Source organism: Neoalteromonas facilis (genome assembly GCF_002807665.1).
GTDB classification, from domain to species: domain Bacteria; phylum Pseudomonadota; class Gammaproteobacteria; order Enterobacterales; family Alteromonadaceae; genus Alteromonas_E; species Alteromonas_E facilis.
Genome location: NZ_PEAY01000001.1, coordinates 875,006 through 893,623, shown reverse-complemented (window position 1 = coordinate 893,623; position 18,618 = coordinate 875,006). Strand labels below are relative to the sequence as shown.

Annotated in this window: 18 protein-coding genes; 12 read left to right on the top strand and 6 right to left on the bottom strand. The window is 46.2% G+C overall.

Annotation, left to right across the window (positions count from 1 at the left end; genetic code table 11):
• Positions 1 to 10: 10 nt before the first annotated feature.
• The 3 genes from bioD (at position 11) to CSH93_RS04035 (ending at position 5,014) form a co-directional block, all read left to right on the top strand.
• Entirely contained in the window at positions 11 to 706 is a 696-nt protein-coding gene (gene bioD / locus CSH93_RS04045; protein WP_100641911.1) for a dethiobiotin synthase, read from the top strand.
• A 132-nt stretch (positions 707 to 838) separates the two neighbouring features.
• Positions 839 to 1,897 (top strand): efflux RND transporter periplasmic adaptor subunit, encoded by a 1,059-nt coding sequence (locus tag CSH93_RS04040; protein ID WP_240615501.1) that lies wholly within the window; start codon positions 839 to 841, stop codon positions 1,895 to 1,897.
• A gap of 6 nt (positions 1,898 to 1,903) precedes the next feature.
• Complete coding sequence (locus CSH93_RS04035; protein WP_100641909.1) at positions 1,904 to 5,014, top strand: efflux RND transporter permease subunit; 3,111 nt, start codon at positions 1,904 to 1,906, stop codon at positions 5,012 to 5,014.
• Here CSH93_RS04035 and pepE read toward each other — a convergent pair.
• Positions 5,011 to 5,724 carry a dipeptidase PepE gene (gene pepE / locus CSH93_RS04030; RefSeq protein ID WP_100641908.1) on the bottom strand — a complete coding sequence of 238 codons (714 nt, stop codon included), beginning with the start codon at positions 5,722 to 5,724 and terminating at the stop codon, positions 5,011 to 5,013. The two genes, CSH93_RS04035 and pepE, sit on opposite strands and share 4 nt — an antisense overlap.
• Positions 5,725 to 5,893: 169 nt before the next feature.
• On the opposite strand from pepE, the gene CSH93_RS04025 reads away from it, so the two are divergent.
• The 5 genes from CSH93_RS04025 (at position 5,894) to CSH93_RS04005 (ending at position 10,283) form a co-directional block, all read left to right on the top strand.
• The gene (locus CSH93_RS04025) at positions 5,894 to 6,367 is read left to right on the top strand and encodes a low molecular weight protein-tyrosine-phosphatase (protein ID WP_100641907.1); all 474 of its coding nucleotides are present in this window, start codon (positions 5,894 to 5,896) and stop codon (positions 6,365 to 6,367) included.
• A 26-nt stretch (positions 6,368 to 6,393) separates the two neighbouring features.
• On the top strand, positions 6,394 to 7,371 hold the full coding sequence (locus CSH93_RS04020) for a FecCD family ABC transporter permease (protein ID WP_240615475.1): 978 nt from the start codon (positions 6,394 to 6,396) through the stop codon (positions 7,369 to 7,371).
• Positions 7,361 to 8,149, top strand: a complete 789-nt coding sequence (locus tag CSH93_RS04015) for an ABC transporter ATP-binding protein (RefSeq protein WP_100641906.1) — start codon at positions 7,361 to 7,363, stop codon at positions 8,147 to 8,149. Before CSH93_RS04020 ends, CSH93_RS04015 begins: the two co-directional genes overlap by 11 nt.
• Positions 8,150 to 8,192: 43 nt before the next feature.
• A complete protein-coding gene (locus CSH93_RS04010; RefSeq protein WP_100641905.1) occupies positions 8,193 to 9,539 on the top strand; it encodes a class II 3-deoxy-7-phosphoheptulonate synthase in 1,347 nt (448 codons plus the stop codon).
• A gap of 96 nt (positions 9,540 to 9,635) precedes the next feature.
• Entirely contained in the window at positions 9,636 to 10,283 is a 648-nt protein-coding gene (locus CSH93_RS04005) for a hypothetical protein (RefSeq protein ID WP_164078287.1), read from the top strand.
• A gap of 46 nt (positions 10,284 to 10,329) precedes the next feature.
• Here CSH93_RS04005 and CSH93_RS04000 read toward each other — a convergent pair whose 3' ends face one another.
• Complete coding sequence (locus tag CSH93_RS04000) at positions 10,330 to 12,117, bottom strand: ABCB family ABC transporter ATP-binding protein/permease (RefSeq protein ID WP_100641903.1); 1,788 nt, start codon at positions 12,115 to 12,117, stop codon at positions 10,330 to 10,332.
• A gap of 190 nt (positions 12,118 to 12,307) precedes the next feature.
• Here CSH93_RS04000 and CSH93_RS03995 point away from each other — a divergent pair, with 190 nt between their 5' ends.
• The 4 genes from CSH93_RS03995 (at position 12,308) to CSH93_RS03980 (ending at position 15,013) form a co-directional block, all read left to right on the top strand.
• Positions 12,308 to 12,979: a tellurite resistance TerB family protein gene (locus CSH93_RS03995; RefSeq protein WP_100641902.1), complete on the top strand. Its 672-nt coding sequence runs from the start codon at positions 12,308 to 12,310 to the stop codon at positions 12,977 to 12,979.
• Between the two features lie 25 nt (positions 12,980 to 13,004).
• Entirely contained in the window at positions 13,005 to 13,973 is a 969-nt protein-coding gene (gene moaA / locus CSH93_RS03990; RefSeq protein ID WP_100641901.1) for a GTP 3',8-cyclase MoaA, read from the top strand.
• Positions 13,974 to 14,035: 62 nt separating this feature from the next.
• Entirely contained in the window at positions 14,036 to 14,398 is a 363-nt protein-coding gene (locus tag CSH93_RS03985; protein ID WP_100641900.1) for a hypothetical protein, read from the top strand.
• 66 nt (positions 14,399 to 14,464) lie between these two features.
• Positions 14,465 to 15,013 carry a GNAT family N-acetyltransferase gene (locus CSH93_RS03980; protein ID WP_100641899.1) on the top strand — a complete coding sequence of 183 codons (549 nt, stop codon included), beginning with the start codon at positions 14,465 to 14,467 and terminating at the stop codon, positions 15,011 to 15,013.
• Between the two features lie 33 nt (positions 15,014 to 15,046).
• On the opposite strand, the gene CSH93_RS03975 is transcribed toward CSH93_RS03980, so the two are convergent.
• Genes CSH93_RS03975 through proB form a run of 4 tightly spaced genes read right to left on the bottom strand, consistent with a single transcriptional unit; the run spans position 15,047 to position 18,616 of the window.
• Entirely contained in the window at positions 15,047 to 15,667 is a 621-nt protein-coding gene (locus CSH93_RS03975; RefSeq protein WP_100641898.1) for a DNA-J related domain-containing protein, read from the bottom strand.
• Between the two features lie 4 nt (positions 15,668 to 15,671).
• Positions 15,672 to 16,220, bottom strand: a complete 549-nt coding sequence (locus tag CSH93_RS03970) for an isochorismatase family protein (protein WP_100641897.1) — start codon at positions 16,218 to 16,220, stop codon at positions 15,672 to 15,674.
• A gap of 48 nt (positions 16,221 to 16,268) precedes the next feature.
• Positions 16,269 to 17,516 (bottom strand): glutamate-5-semialdehyde dehydrogenase, encoded by a 1,248-nt coding sequence (locus CSH93_RS03965; RefSeq protein WP_100641896.1) that lies wholly within the window; start codon positions 17,514 to 17,516, stop codon positions 16,269 to 16,271.
• Positions 17,513 to 18,616, bottom strand: coding sequence for a glutamate 5-kinase (gene proB, locus CSH93_RS03960; RefSeq protein ID WP_100641895.1), 1,104 nt, complete (start codon positions 18,614 to 18,616; stop codon positions 17,513 to 17,515). The genes CSH93_RS03965 and proB overlap by 4 nt, the downstream gene beginning before the upstream one ends.
• Between the last annotated feature and the right edge of the window lie 2 nt (positions 18,617 to 18,618).

The window sequence follows — 18,618 nt, the reverse complement described above, 5'->3', positions numbered from 1 at the left end:
GAACACTTTTATGCTCAATTTTTTTGTCACCGGAACTGATACCGATGTGGGTAAAACACTGATAAGTGCGGCGCTGCTTAAAGCATTTGCTGCACACAATATGAAATGTGTTGGATACAAACCCATTTCAGCTGGGTGTACCTTGCATAATGGTCAATTAGAAAACGAAGATGCTGTGTTACTTAAAACCTGTGGCAATGTTGATGTGTCACTCAGTCAGGTTAATCCCATTGCGTTTGAACCGCCTATCGCGCCCCATATTGCTGCCAGCGAAGTCCAACAAAGCATTGATGTTGAAACCCTACATCGAGGCATTCAAGTACTGAAAGAAAAGAAACCAGACGTCCTATTAACCGAAGGTGCGGGTGGTTGGTTACTGCCGATTAATCGAAACGTCACATTGGCCGATGTGATTGAGCCGTTGGATATGCAGATAGTGATTGTGTTTGGTATGCGTTTGGGGTGTTTAAATCATGCTTTGCTAACGGTCGAAGCGATTCAATCGAGAGGCTTTAAAATCGCTGGGTGGGTAGCGAATCACTTGTCCACCGACATGCCATATGCTCAACAAAATATTGAGACGCTGTGCGACTTTATTGATGCGCCGTTATTAGGTGAAGTGCCGTATTTTGATGGTGCAAACTCGCCAATGGAAAAGGTCGCGTTGGTACAATCCCATATCGATATTTCACCCTTGATTAAATAATCCTCACTTTTTAGTTAACGGTTTACAGCGCACGATGAGTTAGCCAACTATCGCGATAAGTATTTGATCAACCTGCTAGGCTGTTGCGTAGTATAGTGATTAATATTGGTAAACAGTAAGAGTGTCTTGGTGATCCGAACTTCGCATAAATTTATTCATATATTCAATGTGTTAATACTGTTTTGCAGTGTCAGCGCAAATGCACAATGGAGCGGTAATACACAAGCGACACTAGTCTTAGTAGAGCCTGTTCGCTACCAATATGAAGAAACCAAAGTTGAAGCTGTAGGCACTGCGGAAGCCTTCCGCTCTGTGATCCTGTATCCAGCAGTCGCAGACGTTGTAACAGCGGTCGAATTTGAGCCTGGACAACATGTCGAAGCGGGACAACTCCTCGTAAAACTAGATGACAGACGCCAGCGAGTGGCGCTTCAACGTGCGCAAATTGAATTAAATAACGCACAAAGAACTTTTCAACGGATCAAAAACAGCGTCAAAGACGGCGCTGCGACACAAAACGAATTGGATCTCGCTCAAACCGCACTCTCGCTGGCGGAAGTGAATGTAAAGGAAGCACAAACCAATTTAGATGATCGCCATGTATTGGCGCCTTTCAGTGGAGTGGTGGGTTTAACGGATATAGAAGTGGGGGACCGCATCACGCTTCAAACCGTTATCACAACTATTGATCAGCGTGATCAGCTATACGTCAATTTCAGCGCTCCAGAATCATCGGTGAGTGTATTGTCTGATAACTCTTCTGTGACATTACAACCCTGGGCGAATCGCGGTGTTGAATTAAGCGCGGCAATTGCGCAAGTCGATTCTCGAATTAACAATGCCGATCGCACCATTCGAGCCAGAGCACTGCTTGAAAACGTAAATGATCAGTATCGTCCCGGCATGAGTTTTCGCGTCAGTTTAACTTTGAGAGGTGAGCATTACGCTGCGATACCCGAAGCGGCCTTACTGTGGGGAGCGACGGGTGCTTACGTTTGGAAATCAGTCAACGGCAAAGCCGTTAAGGTTCCGGTTAACGTTAAACAACGCTTGCGCGGCACTATTTTGGTAGAAGGTGATTTACACGAAGGAGAATACCTCGTGGCCGAAGGGGTTCAGCGCTTGCGCGAAGGTCAATCCGTTCGGTCAGACAACGTGAGTTTGGCACAAGAAATGGCAAATGAAGGGTAAATCAGTATGAGTGGTTTAGATAGCAATCTCACTAACGATTTACCTTCACTGTCGATCCGCCGACCTGTACTAGTGGTGGTGCTTAATTTATTGGTTGTTATCGCCGGACTGGCTGCCATTGTGGGGCTTGAAGTACGCGAGCTACCGGATGTTGATAGACCTATTGTAACAGTGACAGCCAATTATCCAGGTGGCTCACCAGAGACTATTGACGCCGAGGTGACTAGTCGTCTTGAAGGCGCGGTAGCACGCGTCAGTGGCGTTAAATCTATACGCGCGCAAAGTGAAGAAGGCAATTCTCGCATACGGGTTGAGTTTCGCCCGGGCATTAATTTGGAAGATGCAGCGAATGAAACACGTGAATCAGTTTCGCGTGTGCAACGAGAATTGCCGGATGAGGTCGAACGTCTTGCGATTATTAAAGCGGATAACGATGCAGAATCCGTGGTGAGTCTAGCGGTCTCCAGTGACACTCTAAACCTAGAAACTCTGACAGAGCGTGTCGAAACAGACTTAGCGCCGCTATTTCTCAGTATTCCGGGTGTTGCTGATGTGCGATTGAATGGGGATAGAGAGCGTGTTCTGCGCGTGACTGTTGACCCGCTGCGGCTCACCAGCTTTGGTTTATCCATGACAGATGTAGCTGATGCGTTACGTTCTGCGCCTTTTGATGTTCCAGCGGGTAGTCTGCGCTCTAGCGACCAGCAATTAATAGTCCGTGCAGACGCAACATCAGTCACCGCAGAGGATGTTGAAGATATTGTTATTCGTGGAGCGACGCGAGTAGGCGATGTTGCAAGCGTGTATTTTGGCCCCGCAGATCCACAAAGCTTTGTCCGGCTAAATGGTGTTCCCGTCATCGGAGTAGGCGTTATACGTCAGGCTAAGTCCAATACGATTGAAATTTCTGATGAAGTATTGGCTATGGTCAAACAGCTCGACACTCGCTTTCCGGATATGAATATTGTTGTAACGTCTGATGACGCTGAGTTTATTCGAGACTCGGTTCAGGAAGTGATGACATCATTGTCATTCACGGTAGTACTGGTAATCATCACTTTGTGGGTATTTATTGGTAATTTCAGACCCACGTTAATACCCGCATTTTCAATTCCTGTATCACTCGCTGGCGCTTTGGCCATCGTATGGATGCTCGGCTTCTCCATCAATATATTGACATTGTTAGCCTTGGTGTTGGCTACCGGACTGATTGTCGATGATGCCATTGTCGTGTCAGAAAACATTCAGCGTAGACGCAGCATGGGGCTTGGTGCGCGGGCGGCTGCGGTGATAGGTACACGAGAAGTTTTCTTTGCCGTTGTGGCAACAACGGCCGTTTTAGCCGCGGTGTTTATTCCGATCGCCTTTTTACCGTCTACCGCGGGACGATTATTCCGTGAGTTTGGTGGTGTGTTGGCGGGTGCCGTAATTATTTCGTCATTTGTCGCCTTGTCGCTTGTGCCGGCACTTACTGCTCGTTTGCCTCTGAAAGCTGCGGCAAAAGGTGTCATCAGTGGCGGCATCGCGCGATTTGGACATTCATGCCTGAACATTTATCAGCGGTCGCTTGATTGGTCGTTACGTCATGCGTGGCTCGTGATTGGAATGAGTTTGTTGGCAGCCGGTGGTGCTTTTGTCACATACAACATGCTAGAAAATGAATTATTGCCACCAGAAGATCGGGGTACGGTGCGGATATTTGCCCGTGGTCCTGACGGTGTCGGTATCAGTTTTATGGACCGTCAGGCTCATGCGATGGAAGAGAAGCTACTGCCATACGTTGATTCAGGTGCTATTGATAGTGTGTATACCGTGGTCGGGCAGTGGGACCCAAATATTGTTTTTATCACGGTGCCACTTGCTCACTGGGATGAGCGGGACCAGAGTCAGCAACAAATCATCAATCAATTGCGCCCAGAATTGGGTGATATTCCAGGCGCACCAGGAAGAGCCTTTGGGGCAAACAGTCTAAACCTGCGTGGACAAGGTGGCGGGATGGAATTTGCGCTGACGGGCTCTAATTATCCGGATATTTATCAGGCAGCGCTCGACTTTACCGCATTGATTGAGCAACAGTTGCCTGATTTAGGCAGCCCACGCATTTCCTATCAACCCACGCAGCCTCAATTGCGGGTCAATATTGATCGCCGCCGCGCTGAAGAATTGGGTGTTCCCTTTGAGGATATCAACCGAACGTTAAGAGCCGCTATTAACGGTGATGATATCGCAGACCTTAACGTGGGCGATCAAGCCGTACCGATTATTTTGCAATCGTCGAATAGGGCAACCAGTGCTCCCTCTGACTTAACAAACTTATATGTCGCGTCAAATAGCGGAAACTTGGTGCCGTTATCCAGTGTTGCGTATATTACTGAAGAAGGTGTTGCAGCAGAATTAGAACGTCACGCACAGCGACGAGCAATTGAGATTGATGTTGAGCTACCGGAAACCGTGCCGTTGCAAACGGCTGTTGAATCACTGCGGGAATTGTCGCAAAGCGCATTGCCTGATGGCATTGGCCTGGTGTTTCTTGGTGAAGCGCAAACCTTTGAAGAAACATCGCAACAAGTCAGTTTGACCTATATTTTGGCATTTGTGATTGTATTTTTGGTGTTAGCGGCGCAGTTTGAGAGTGTGAACAGTGCGGTTGTTGTCATGTTGACGGTGCCATTTGGTATTGCAGCAGCCATATTTGCACTGTACATCACTGGCACTTCAATCAATGTTTATTCACAGATCGGTTTGGTTATGTTGATTGGGCTATTAGCGAAGAATTCCATCTTATTGGTCGAATTCGCCGATCAGCTGCGCGATCAGGGCGCAAATGTTCTCGATGCGATTAAAAAGGCGGGGGAAGTCCGTCTGCGCCCCATCATGATGACATTGATGTCTACATTACTCGGTGGTTTGCCGCTCATTCTTTCCACCGGAGCGGGGGCGGAATCACGTAATGCTATTGGCTGGGTTGTGTTTGGTGGATTAGGAATAGCGGTTGTGTTTACCCTTTACCTAACGCCCGTGCTGTATCATTTACTAGCCCGCTTTACCAAGCCTCGCGCGAATGAGGCGCAGAGGCTTGAAAAAGAATTGGCGGATGCAAAGCACCAAATGAGTTAATCTTGCAGGTAATCGCTTAAATCATCGCCGGGTTTAATCAGACTCTTGTCGGAGCCTGTGAATACAAACCCGTCAAGGCTTCCTTGTAATGTTAAGCGATTGCCCGTGCGCACCAGAGCCGTTCCTTCTCGAATCGCCAGAACCGGTGTTTGAGGGTTAAGTTGAGTAAACTCAAATAAGCGCTCATCGCGGGTTTCACCGTTATGGTTCGGTGGCTGGTAATCGGTATAGTGGGGATTTAATTGTGCGTTTACAAAACCGAGCGCGTTAAAACTTTTCGGTTCAATAATCGGCATGTCGTTTGTAGTTCGGATACTGAGCCCGCATATATTAGAACCTGCACTCCAACCAACGTAAGGCATGCCACTCTCAACGCGCTGCTGAAGTGAAGTTAGCAAATCGTATTGGTACAGCTGATGTAACAAATGGAAGGTATTGCCTCCACCAACTAAAACCGCATCGGCAGACTGCAATGCTGCTTTTGGATTGTCGCTGCTATGGATACCGGTGATCGATATATGAGGAAGTGCTTGTGAGACTTTTTCACAGTAGTCATCGTAGCTAATACTGACGCCTGCATAGGGAATAAAACAAACGTGTTTAACCTTGTTTTGTGCTGAAGACAGATGGTCATCAATGAGCGGGCGAGCGTGGGCGAGATATTCTTCATTGCCCGCGCGCGAACTGCTGAGCATGAGCACGTGATGCATAGGTGGTCCTATTAGTTTTAAAAGGAGCCAGTATACACGAGCACGACTAAAGGCTTAAGGTCAGTATCCTATGTATTCACCGATTAAGCATTGCGCTTCACTATTAACTGATTACAATGTTGCCTCTTCGCTCGCTTTTACCATTAATCAATGCTCAAAGGAATCACTCATGCCGGCTTCAAATGCATCCGTACTCTTTGTTTGTCTTGGTAACATTTGTCGCTCACCCACGGCAGAGGCAGTGTTTCGCTCGAAAGCGAAAGATGCCGGGTTAAATTTGAAGATAGATTCTGCTGGTACGCATGGATATCACATTGGTAAAGCGCCCGACAAACGATCGCAGAAAGCGGGTATTGCGCGAGGATATGACTTTAAAGGTTTAGCGTGCCGCCGAGTTGACGACGATGATTTTATTGCCTTTGACCACATTTTTGCGATGGACGAAGACAACTTACAGCATTTGTTAGAGCGCTGTCCTGATGAACATAAATCAAAAGTACAACTGTTTTTAACACTTATTGACAATGAGTTTGAAGAAGTCCCAGATCCTTATTACGGCGGTCAACGAGGTTTCGAACTGGTGCTGGATCTGATTGAAGAGGCGTCTGACGCCTTAATTAACAAACTATCTGTGACTGCTTAGTCAGTGTGCAACAGTCGATACTAATCTTGTCTAGACACCAACAGCGTAAATACGGGTATTTATGCGTGTTGGCAGCTTTGCTGATCGTATTATGTGCCAGTATTGTGTGGCTTCAATGGCTGCGAATTGACGACGCGAGCGTGCGTTGGCAAATTCTTCTGCAGTTCACTTTACCCATGATGCTAACCGCAATTATTGTCGGTGCCTCGCTCTCAGCCAGTGCCGCAGCACTTCAAGTATTATTGGCAAACCCGTTGGCTGATCCCGGCATAATAGGTATTTCCAGTGGCGCCAGTTTAGTTGCTGCTGTGGTATTGCTATCGGGCGCAACGCTGCCGTTTGTTGAGATACAGTATGCTTTGCCACTGGCTTGTTTTGTGGGGGCATTGGCGTCTACTGCGCTTATCTATCGTATCGCCAAGCATCTGCAGTCAGCGCCCGTGGCAGTCGTGCTCGCCGGTATTGCAATATCCACGTTAACGGGTGCCGTAGTGTCGTGGTTGTATTATTTTGCCGATGCGCAATCATTGCGAAACCTGACATTCTGGTTAATGGGCAGTTTGTATCAATCCGATTGGTTGCTATTGTCTGCGTCTATTCCATTGTCGGTGATTGCTGTGGGTTATATTGGATTGAAAGGCAGTCAACTTAATCGCCTATTTTTGGGGGCCAATACCGCTTTAGCAAGCGGTGTTGATACGCATCTATTGAATCAACGACTGATCCTAGCATGTGCCGTTGCGGTAGGTGTGGCGGTGTCACTCGCTGGCTCTATCGCATTTATCGGCTTGTTAGTCCCGCATTTTGTGCGCCTGTGGGTTGGTCATGACAATCGTTTTGTTATCCCTCTTTCGGCATTATTCGGCAGCGTACTTTTGCTGTTCATTGGGCTTTTGACAGAACTTTGGGCGGTGACGACCTTCCCGGTTTCTATGTTAACCGCGACTATTGGTGGTCCATTATTTATCTATGCGCTGGTGAAAGGACAATTTCGTGCACATTAGCCCCAGAAACGAGCCTGAAACAGTGTTTAGACTTGAAAACCTTGTAGTGGACGCACGCTTAGAAATTCCTCAATTAGATATTCCTGTAGGCAGTTTAGTGCAAGTACTCGGCGCAAATGGCTCAGGGAAATCGACTTTGTTATTGAGTTTAGCTGGCTTAATAACACCAACCAACGGCACTGTTCTATTCAGGAGTCAGGCACTGAGCGAGTGGACTATCGCTGAACTTGCCACTACGCGAAGTTACCTAGCACAAGAGCTGCACAGTGAATTCTCAATTTCGGTTGCGGAATATTTAACCTTCTTTAGTTCTCAACCTGCTTTACCCGATGCAGTAGAGCAGAGCTTGTCGGTCTCCCAGTTTTTGCAAAAGCCACTGGTTGAATTGTCTGGGGGCGAACGTCAACGGGTGCATTTAGCACGTTGCTTAATGCAAGTTTGGTCTCATTTAGAGGCCGGAAATGGGGTGTTATTGCTTGATGAACCACTGCAAGGCCTGGATATAGTGTTCCAATATAAGGTCATGGTGTTGTTACAAACATTGCAGAAAAAAGGAAATTGTATCGTGATGTCCTGTCATGATGTGAATATGGCGGCGAAGTACAGTTCCCATGCAATATTGTTAGACAAAGGCAATGTACTTGCACATGGGCCAACATCATCTGCGATAACCACTGAAAACTTGTCTACTTGTTTCGGTTGCAAGTTTCATCTTATTTATACTGAAAATGCATACGAATTCTTTGCTTCAGGGCTAAATAGTCGCGATTCTCTGTGATACTCTTCGGAGACTATCATCAACCAAACAGGAAATGAGCTAGATGAGCACGTGGCGCCCAGATACTTGGCGAGAAAAACCGATTCTGCAACAACCAACTTACCGAGATAAAACGTTGTTAGCAGACGTTGAGCAAAGGCTCGCAACCTATCCGCCGTTGGTATTTGCTGAGGAAGCACGTCAACTTCGCAAACAGTTAAGCGATGTTTGCTTGGGGAACGGTTTTTTATTGCAGGGCGGGGATTGTGCAGAGTCATTTGATGAATTTAATGCACCCAAAATAAGAGACACCTTTAAAGTACTGCTGCAGATGGCAATTGTACTGACATTTGCTGGACGTTGTCCTGTTACAAAAGTTGCGCGCATGGCGGGGCAATATGCTAAACCACGATCATCCGACATGGAGACGATTAACGGTGTTTCGCTACCGAGTTACCGTGGTGACATTATCAATAGTTTTGAGTTTACGCCAGAAGCCCGGGAGCCAGACCCAACGCGTTTGTTAGATGCTTATCATCGCAGTGCCTCTACTTTGAACCTATTGCGTGCTTTTGCACAAGGCGGTTTAGCTGACTTGCAACAAGTAAATCGTTGGAATATGGCATTTGTAGAGAACAATCCATTGAAGGAGCGTTACCACGATATGGCGACGCGAATTCAAGACACTCTCGATTTTATGAACGTGATCGGCATCAATGCGGCAAATACTGCAACGTTACACGAAACGTCTTTGTTTACGTCGCATGAAGCGTTGTTGCTTAACTATGAACAAGCGTTGACCCGCATCGACACATTAACCGGTAAACCCTATGACTGTAGTGCTCATATGTTATGGATCGGTGAGCGTACACGCCAGTTAGACCATGCACACATTGAGTTCTTTCGTGGTATTCATAACCCGATCGGAGTGAAGGTGGGACCGGGCATGCAAGGCGATGAATTGATTGAGTTAATTGATGCGCTAAACCCGCTGAATGATCCCGGCCGTTTGACCCTGATCACTCGCATGGGGGCTGACACCTTAGCAGAAAAGCTACCGCCGTTGCTACGCAGAGTAAAAAGCGAAGGTCGCCATGTGGTGTGGAGCTCTGACCCAATGCATGGCAATACGTTTAAAGCGAGCAGTGGCTACAAGACGCGTGATTTTGATTCGATATTGCGTGAAATCCAGCAATTCTTCGCAGCGCATGAACTGGAAGGCACGCACGCTGGTGGTATTCATTTAGAAATGACTGGTCAACATGTAACCGAGTGTACCGGTGGTGCTTATAAAATCAGCGATGATGACTTAGCACAAGCCTATCAAACTCAATGTGATCCGCGTTTAAACGCTGATCAGGTGCTGGAAATGGCGTTCTTGATTTCGGATCGCCTGCGCACTCACCGCTAAACCGAAAAGGTCAATGTGTCCATAGCACTATGGATACATTGACGCTCTCCATACTCAACGCTATGGTTATAGAACGTTCCGTTATGATCATATTGTTTGATGATAGATATCCGTCGAGTTTGTTTTTGGCTTTTTATTTTCTTAGCGCCTATTACCTATGCTAATGACAATACAGTCACTGTAGCAGGGGCCAACTGGACTGGTTTTGTTAACCCTGACGGGACCGGTACATACCTAGATCCAATCCGCAAAGCCTTTCAAAGCGACAAGGAAATCAAGTGGGATATTTCTGAATTCGAACGCGCTAGGCGACTCTTTTTAGCGCAACGCGCCGATATCTTAGTCGGTGTTTACCGAACTACCTACCCGGATAAATTGTATCCGTCTAAGCCCATCGATATTGAGAATGAACTCAGAGCCTATTTTATGCCAGACCGGGTGAATATCAATACCATTGCCGATCTGGACGATAAAGTGATTGCTTGGCGTCATGGCTATGAGTTTCAAGGTTTGTTGAATAACTATACAACCCATGTTGCTCATGAAGATAATGCGAGGGCCTTCGCGCTCCTAGCCGCAGGGAAGTTAGAGGTGATATTAGACTACGTCCACAATGTGCCACCATCACTGCGCAACAAGGTTGATTCGATAGTCGTTTTGCCGAAAGAAACGCTTTGGTTGGTGTTTCAAAATACACCTAAGGGTCAGGCATTGCTACGCCAATACGAGGCTTCAATCGAGTAATAGCACGCAATATGTCTTGGGCGCCTAGCCGCAATGAGAGTGCTTTTTATTGTTTAGACTGCTGTTGCGCTTGCCACAATTTTGCGTAATGCCCATCTAACTTGATGAGTTCATCATGGTTGCCTTGTTCAACCAATTTACCCTTATTGATCACTAGAATGTTATCGGCATCGACGATGGTGGATAGCCGATGGGCTATCATAATGCTGGTGTGGCCCTTTGCTATTTCTCGCAGTGCGTTCAGTATGGCTTTCTCGGATTGAGAATCCAATGACGAAGTCGCTTCATCGAAGATTAAAATAGGTGGACGTTTCAGTATGGTTCTGGCAATCGCCACGCGCTGTTTTTCGCCACCGGATAGCTTTAGCCCACGCTCGCCGACCTGCGTATTGCTGCCTTTGGGTAAGCTTTCAATAAAGTGCTCTAGGTGGGCTAGTCGAATGGCTTCTTCCACCTCGTTGTCAGAAGCTGAAGGCCTGCCGTAACGAATATTTTCAAAAATCGTATCGTTAAACAACACCGTATCTTGCGGCACCATACCGATGTGACTTCTTAAAGACTGCTGAGTAACACTGTCGATAGGGGTGTCATCTATACAAATTGAGCCTTGGTCTGGGTCATAGAAACGGAACATTAATTTAACCAGTGTTGATTTGCCTGAGCCACTTTCGCCGACAATAGCCACCTTGCTGCCAGGCTCAATGGCAAAGCTAATTTTATTTAAAATTTGACGCTCTTTCCCATAACCGAAACTCACATCTTTAAATGCAATGCTTCCGCGGGTAACAACAAGCTCATTGGCATTAGGCTTATCGATGACCTTGGGAGATTGTTCAAGTAAATCAAATAAGTTATCGATATTGGCCAATGAACCGCGGATTTCACGGTAGACAAAACCAAGAAAGTTCAATGGCATAAAAATCTGCATCGTAAATGCGTTGATCAGCACAAAGTCACCAATGGTCATTGAACCATCTGCTACCTTAAACGCTGCCATTGCCATCATTGACGTCATGGCTGCGGCAATGATAAAGGCTTGTCCACCATTTAGCGCAAATAACGAAAGGCGATTACGCCGTCTGGCAATTTCCCACTTCGCTAAATCGTCGTCGTATCGTTTGGCTTCGTAGTGTTCATTACCGAAGTATTTCACCGTTTCAAAATTAATAAGACTATCAATAGCGCGTGTTGTTGTGCTGTTGTCTGCTTGATTCATTTCGCGCACGAAGCGGGTACGCCAGTCTGTCGCTTTTACTGAAAAAGACACGTAGGCAACGACCGAAAGTAAAATGATGCCAGCAAAAGCGAATCCGTAATTAATGAACAAAATGCTGACCACTAAAGCTATTTCAAGCAAGGTGGGACCAATATTGAACACCATAAAGCGCATTAAGAAGCTGATGCCGCTGGTGCCTCGCTCTATATCACGGGATAAACCACCTGTTTGCCGGCTTAGGTGAAAGTCGAGGTCCAATGCGTGTAAGTGATTAAATACGGTTAGCCCCAAACGGCGCATCGCGCGCTCTGTGACTCGCCCAAATAAGGTGTCACGGATTTCACCAAATAACACATTCGCCAGTCTCAAAATGCCGTATGCAATGATTAACGCTATCGGCGCAATAACCAGTTGTGCTTGCGTTGTATCTACATTCAACGCATCCACTGTGTGTTTTAATACGAAGGGCAGGCCGACACTGGCGAGTTTAGCGGCAACAAGGCAACCAATGGCGAGCCACACGCGCTGTTTAAACTCAAGCAGGTAAGGCCAAAGCTTCTTAAAAATCTGCCAGTTAATAGGTTTGTCTTGGTCGTTAAAGTGACGGGAACTGCGCATGAAATGTGGTTGAAAAAAGATTTAGCCACATACTGCCACAAAGCGGCGATTATCGTCACGTTCGTTTGCAATTAAATTGGCATAAGTCAGGTCTTATTGTTCAGGTTTATCGAATAGATTTGTAACAAACTCCCGTTATTCATCCAGCATATTCTTGCGTATGCTGAATACATCAAAAAAGGAGTGTGTGATGCGAGATTTACAAAAATTAGTCGGTGGATTGTCAAAATCCGGTGCTATCAGCGGTTTTTTAGGTGGTGTTGCCGGTGGTGGTTTGACAACAATGGTGGCGAGTAAAAAAGGTCGAAAGGTAGGCAAGACGGCGCTTAAAGTAGGCGCTCTAGCGGCTGTGGGCGGTTTGGCTTGGAAAGCGTATCAGCAATACTCTGCTAAACAAGGTGAAAGTGAAGGCGTTAGACGAGAGTCATCAGGTGGTGGCCAATCCAACACCTATCAAGTTGCGCCTGCTCAATTATCGCAAGCGGCATTTGAAGATGTCGTGGATGATCAGAATGAGTCCGGACAGATGCTCCTTATGCGTGCAATGATCGCGGCAGCTTATGCTGATGGTCACATTGATGAAGCCGAGCGTGCGCGCATTTTTCAACAAGTCGATACGATGGATTTGAGTGTCGAGGAAAAAGCGACGTTGTTTGATGAGTTGCGTAAACCGCTTAAAATGCCGGCGCTTATTGCAGCCGTACCAGATGCCCAAACGGGCATTGAAGTTTACGCAGCCAGTGTAAGTGCGATAGATTTAGAACAGCCAGCGTCGAAAGAATATTTGCAGCAGTTAGCCAGCCAGTTGTGTTTACCAAAAGAGTTAGTTGGACACATTCATCAACAGGTAGCAGCCGCATAGAAGCGTGAATAGTAAAGGAGTCAGTGTGTTAGTCGATCCATATGGCAGGCAGTTTCGTTATTTGCGTTTATCGATTACCGATCAATGCAATTATCGTTGTGATTACTGTTTGCCTGACGGAAACGATCGCCATCGTGACCGCGCTCAATTGTCACTTACACAAATAGACAGCATTGTGGCTGCATTTGCGCATCTCGGCACACAAAAAGTGAGGCTTACGGGTGGTGAGCCTAGCTTGCGGAAAGATCTTACCGATATCATTGCGCAAGTACGCCAACATTCAGGTATTCGCCATATAGCGTTGACTACCAATGGTTTTATGCTCGAAAAACAGGTTGAGCACTGGGCGGACGCTGGATTGGATTCGGTCAATATCAGCATTGATAGCTTGGATCCTAAATTGTTTAGTGCAATCACTGGCCATGATCATTTAGATCGGATATTGCGCGGGATTGACAAAGCGCTTTCGCTTGGTATTTCAGTTAAGGTTAATTCAGTGCTGATGAAAAATATCAATTCTCAGGCACTGGCAGGCTATCTTAATTGGATCCGTGATTTACCCATCACACTGCGCTTTATTGAATTGATGCAAACGGGTCACAATACGCAGTTTTTTAATCAGCGTCATGTCTCTGCACAAGGGATAAAGCATTCACTCTTGCAGGATGGTTGGCAAATGATTAAAAAGCCTGCTCTTGGAGGCCCAGCTGAAGAGTTTAGCCATGTCGAATACTCGGGTAAGGTAGGGGTGATCATGCCCTACAGTCCTTCCTTTTGCAGCAGTTGTAATCGCTTGCGAGTGTCTTCAAAAGGGCGTTTGCATTTATGTTTGTTTGCTGATCAAGGTTATGATCTTCTTGATGATAACGTGCAGCCCAATGTCCAATCGATTAAGGATAATATTAAGCGATTGGTCAACAATAAAGTGGGTGAGCACTATTTACATCAAGGCAACACTGGCGGTACTGAAAATTTGGCCATTATTGGCGGCTGAAAATTCCTTTATGTTCAGAATACTGCTAGCCTTTATAGAGTCACATGTAGCTGAGTAACCTCATGGCGAGCGAATTTTTTGTCAACAACGGCATTGTGCAGATCAGGTTGTTTGATGATGTGGATGCATTTGATTTGATGGAAGTGCATCAAAGTACGTCATTTCTTGAGTTAGTGCGGGAATATAAACACGTACTCTATGACTATTCTGGTGCGAATGTTATTACCCTCACGGAAAGTGATGCTCGTTCTTTTGCTAAATTGGCGACGATTGAGTCTCAGATAACCCCTGAATTGGTGATTGGGGTTATTCCCAAAGATGATGCGCATAAGAAAGGTTCAGAATTTTATCGAGAGTTAGCAGTAGCTGGTGGGGCACGCGTTGTGATTGTTGACTCGGTATATGCCTTTCTGGCAGCCTTATAGCTCTCACCTAACACATTCTACCTAACTCCCTTGATGGGCACAGCATAGTATTGTTTAAGGATAAATATGCACATTACACCGAGCGAACGACTGCGTTTTCGCCTTCTTGACCCTAACAACCCCGCAGATGAAGAACACCTTTTTCAGCTTGATCAAGACCCTGAAGTTATGCGCTTTATCAGTGGCGGCAAAACAACACAAAGAGAAACGTTACGTGATGTGATGCTGCCGCGTCTCGCAACTTACACCCGACCTGAAAAAGGCTGGGGAATGTGGGGCGTATTTGATAAGGAGAATGCAGCATTTTGTGGCTGGATATTGGTGAGGCCTATGCACTTTTTCTCAGATAAGCCAGAACCGGACAATTTAGAAGTGGGCTGGCGCTTTGCTCGGAAATATTGGGGCCAAGGCATCGCGACAGAAGCTGCTAGGAATATTATTCAGGCGCTGAATGAATTGACGGGCATTAACCAATTCAGTGCACTAGCTGTAAAAGACAATGTGGGCTCAATACGAATTATGCAAAAGCTGGGTATGCAATATCTATCGTCAGGTGTTCATAACGACCCCCTAGGTGACATGCTAGTTGAGACTTATTCATTGATGATTAGCTAGTGGTTGCGCGTCTGATATTAGTGTGATGCTCTGCTACGCTGAAAAGTAGACTTGTTGCAGGGTGTTGAATGCAGTAATGATTTGTTTGGCTTTTATCGGATCACCGCCTTTGTCAGGGTGATGTTGATGCAGCAATTGTTTGTAATGTCGTTTTAACTGACTCGCATCTTCAATGGCATTATCGTCCAAACCTAACGTTTGCAATGCATCATTAACGACATCCTGACTCACACAAACAGGTGAACCACTAAACTGTTGCCAGAACTGTTCCAGCAGTGCATCAACATCATCTTCTTGGGTTTGCTGCAATTGCGACCAATCGAGGTAATACTCTCTTAATGGATCATTGGGAACAACACCGTCAGGCTGTTGCGTGAAGGGCATAAGTTGAATTTGCAGTGTATGTATATTGAGCACGCCAACGCCTTGTGAAATCCATGTGTCACGCATCAGATAAAGACTATTGAACAAAATAAAATGGCACCGGAACATATCCAATGTTTGGCGCAATTCCTGGCCAGTAAACAAATGAAAAGGTGCCGCCTTCAGCCGTTGCAATAATTCATATTCACTGATCCCTGCACGTAATTCAGGCCTTAATAGATCCAACGCGTCCAACAACGCTTCTTGTTTTTGAATAAAGTCAGCGTTCACCTGATCATGCCTTTAAGGTCTGAATAATGTCAGGGAAAAGAATGTGTTCCTTAGTTTCCATCCATTCAAATAACAGCATTTCCGTCGTCACCATGGCGCAACCTGAATCTTGCAGACGGGTAAATGCTAGTGCTTTGTCTTGGTTAAATCGAGAACCACAAGCATCCCAAGCCAACCACACGTTAAAACCTTGATTCATGGCGTCCAGCGCTGTCTGCAATACACAAACATGCGATTCAGTGCCGCAAATAATCAGGTTTTTGCGGTTTATACTTTGTAAGTGATTTTTAATAGTCGTTGTTTTTAATGCGGAAAAGGTTGCCTTTGTCAGTTTGGTGAAGAGGATGTTTGACTCCAGCAATTCGGTATGGGTTTGCCCCAATCCTTCCGGGTATTGTTCAACAATGGTAATGGGTAGCTGGAAGGCTGATGCGCCAAGCATAAGTTGCTTAGCGCGCATCAGCACATGCTCGCATTGCTCAATGTGGGGGTACAATTTCTCTTGAATGTCCACCACGAGCAATTGTGTGTGTTGCGGAATAGGGCAATTCATTGTTCAGCTAATTAGACTGTGTTTTGCCTATCATAGCTGATGCCACTATTACGCGCGAATTTGCCCATCTCCGTTAACCAGGTATTTTTCCGTAGTCAGGGATTCAAGCCCCATAGGGCCGTAGGCATGTAGCTTGGTGGTTGCTATACCAATTTCAGCTCCAAGACCTAGCTGGCTACCGTCGGAGAAGCGTGAAGAGGCATTCACCATAACCACAGACGCGTCTACGGTGCGCTGGAATTTGTGGGCATTCACTTCATTTTCGGTACAAATCACTTCTGTATGGTTGCTACCAAAACGTGCAATATGATCGATAGCCCCATCGATGTTATCGACGACTCGGATCGCGATTTCGAGATCAAGGTATTCGTCACCAAAATCGGCTTCATTAATCACGTTACACGCAGGCACGAATTGAGCAGTTGTTGCGCAACCATTCACCCTAACAGCATGGTCGTTCAGTAGTGATGCAGCTTTGGGTAAAAAGGTGCTTGCGATGTCTTTGTGAACCAGTAATCCTTCGAGAGCATTACATACACCGGTTCTCTGCGTCTTACCATTTTCAAGCAGATCGAGTGCTTTCTCGATGTCAGCATCTTTATCTACATATAAGTGACAGACGCCTTTAAAGTGCTGAATAACAGGCACTTTACTGTTATCGGTTACAAAATTGATCAGACCTTCACCACCACGAGGGATAATGACATCTATCAATTCTCGTTGCTCCATAAGCTCCATCATGTGGGCTCTATCTGGATCAGGTACTACCGAAATAAGTGCCTCAGGTAAACCGTGCTGGCGTAATACCGAGGTTAGAATTTCTGCAATTGCGAGACTGCTTTTAAGAGCCTCTTTACCCCCACGTAATATGACGGCATTGCCTGATTTAAAGCACAATGCTCCGGCATCAGCTGTCACATTTGGGCGCGCTTCATAGATCATACAAACGACGCCCAGTGGAACGCGCATTTTGCTGATATTGATACCGTTGGGGCGTTGGCCGAGTGTACGCACTTTGCCCACTGGATCGTCTAGCGATGCAACGGTTTCGATCCCCTTAGCCATATCTTCAATACGTTCAGGGTTAAGTGTCAGGCGGTCGATCATCGCCAAAGATAAATTATTTTTTTGTGCTTCAGACACATCAATTTCATTGGCAGTCAAAATGCTAAGTTGTTGTTCACGTAACGCTGTAGCCATATCTTGCAATACTGCATTTTTTTCAGATTCTTCTAAGATGGCCAAATGACGTGCGGCTGCCGCAGCAGCTGATGAAATCGTATTTACTAAACTCATGAATTCTCCAAAATTGCGATATTTTTATCAGATAAAATAGGTCCAGTGTTTTTCTGAAACTCATCGGCGTATTCAGGATTTTCCTGCTCCGCAATAAAGCTCAGCAAGCAGCTACTGTAATTTGAGCGTGCTTTGGCGATTTTTGTCCCGTCTTGCTTGGTAATCAAAACGGTATCGCCGACATTAAACTGACCTTTGACCTCTTTCAGCGTTGCGCCCGTGAGCTCCTCACTGGCTTTCTCTGCTGGTGCATCGAACTCTTCATTTACAATGAGCTCACCTTGCGCTTTCGCTGTATGTGTCATCCAATGCTGATGGTCACTAAGCGGCTTCGCATGTGGCTGAAAATGCGTTCCAGGGTTTTTACCGGCTAACAGCTGGTTAAATGACAATTCGGTAAACCCATTGACGATGAATGTGTCGATACCATGAGACGTCGCTTTTTCAGCAGCCTGGATCTTGGTTTTCATACCGCCAGTGCCCACGTCACTTACAGCATCACCTGCCATTCTGTAGGTGGATTCGTCTATTTCACTGATCCACGACAGGAGTTTGGCATCGTCATATTTATGTGGGTTTTTGTCGTATAGACCATCTACGTCTGAGCAAATGATAAGTGCATCTGCGTCAAACGCTGCTGCAACCATTGCCGACAAATTGTCATTGTCACCGACTTTTAGTTTGTCGGTTGTGACCGTGTCGTTTTCATTCACGATCGGCAATATTCCATTGTCGACCAAACTGTCGATGGTGTTGCGAATGCTTTCATAGCGCTCGCGGTCGCGCAGATCGGCGTGGGTCAATAAGATTTGTGCGGTCGCAAAATCAAACAGTTTGTCCCATGTAGCCATCATTTCAGTTTGGCCTGCCGCTGCCATCGCTTTTTTAGCTGCAATGGATTTGTCTTGGTCGGCAAATAAATGTCGACCTGCTGCAACAGAGCCTGACGAGACTAACACCACATCAATGCCTCGTTCGCGACAACGTAATATAAAATGTGCAATGCTGAGTAGATAGTGACTACTGCAGCCGTTTTGTTTCGGTGCGATTAACGCACTGCCGCATTTGATAACAATGCGTTTCCAATGTGTATTATCCACGA

Bases quoted from the DNA above. Each gene is read 5' to 3' on its own strand.
- bioD (WP_100641911.1), top strand. From the start codon at position 11: ATGCTCAATTTTTTTGTCACCGGAACTGATACCGATGTGGGTAAAACA.
- CSH93_RS04035 (WP_100641909.1), top strand. From the start codon at position 1,904: ATGAGTGGTTTAGATAGCAATCTCACTAACGATTTACCTTCACTGTCG.
- pepE (WP_100641908.1), bottom strand. From the start codon at position 5,724: ATGCATCACGTGCTCATGCTCAGCAGTTCGCGCGCGGGCAATGAAGAA.
- CSH93_RS04025 (WP_100641907.1), top strand. From the start codon at position 5,894: ATGCCGGCTTCAAATGCATCCGTACTCTTTGTTTGTCTTGGTAACATT.
- CSH93_RS04010 (WP_100641905.1), top strand. From the start codon at position 8,193: ATGAGCACGTGGCGCCCAGATACTTGGCGAGAAAAACCGATTCTGCAA.
- CSH93_RS04000 (WP_100641903.1), bottom strand. From the start codon at position 12,117: ATGCGCAGTTCCCGTCACTTTAACGACCAAGACAAACCTATTAACTGG.
- CSH93_RS03995 (WP_100641902.1), top strand. From the start codon at position 12,308: ATGCGAGATTTACAAAAATTAGTCGGTGGATTGTCAAAATCCGGTGCT.
- CSH93_RS03985 (WP_100641900.1), top strand. From the start codon at position 14,036: ATGGCGAGCGAATTTTTTGTCAACAACGGCATTGTGCAGATCAGGTTG.
- CSH93_RS03980 (WP_100641899.1), top strand. From the start codon at position 14,465: ATGCACATTACACCGAGCGAACGACTGCGTTTTCGCCTTCTTGACCCT.
- CSH93_RS03970 (WP_100641897.1), bottom strand. From the start codon at position 16,220: ATGAATTGCCCTATTCCGCAACACACACAATTGCTCGTGGTGGACATT.
- CSH93_RS03965 (WP_100641896.1), bottom strand. From the start codon at position 17,516: ATGAGTTTAGTAAATACGATTTCATCAGCTGCTGCGGCAGCCGCACGT.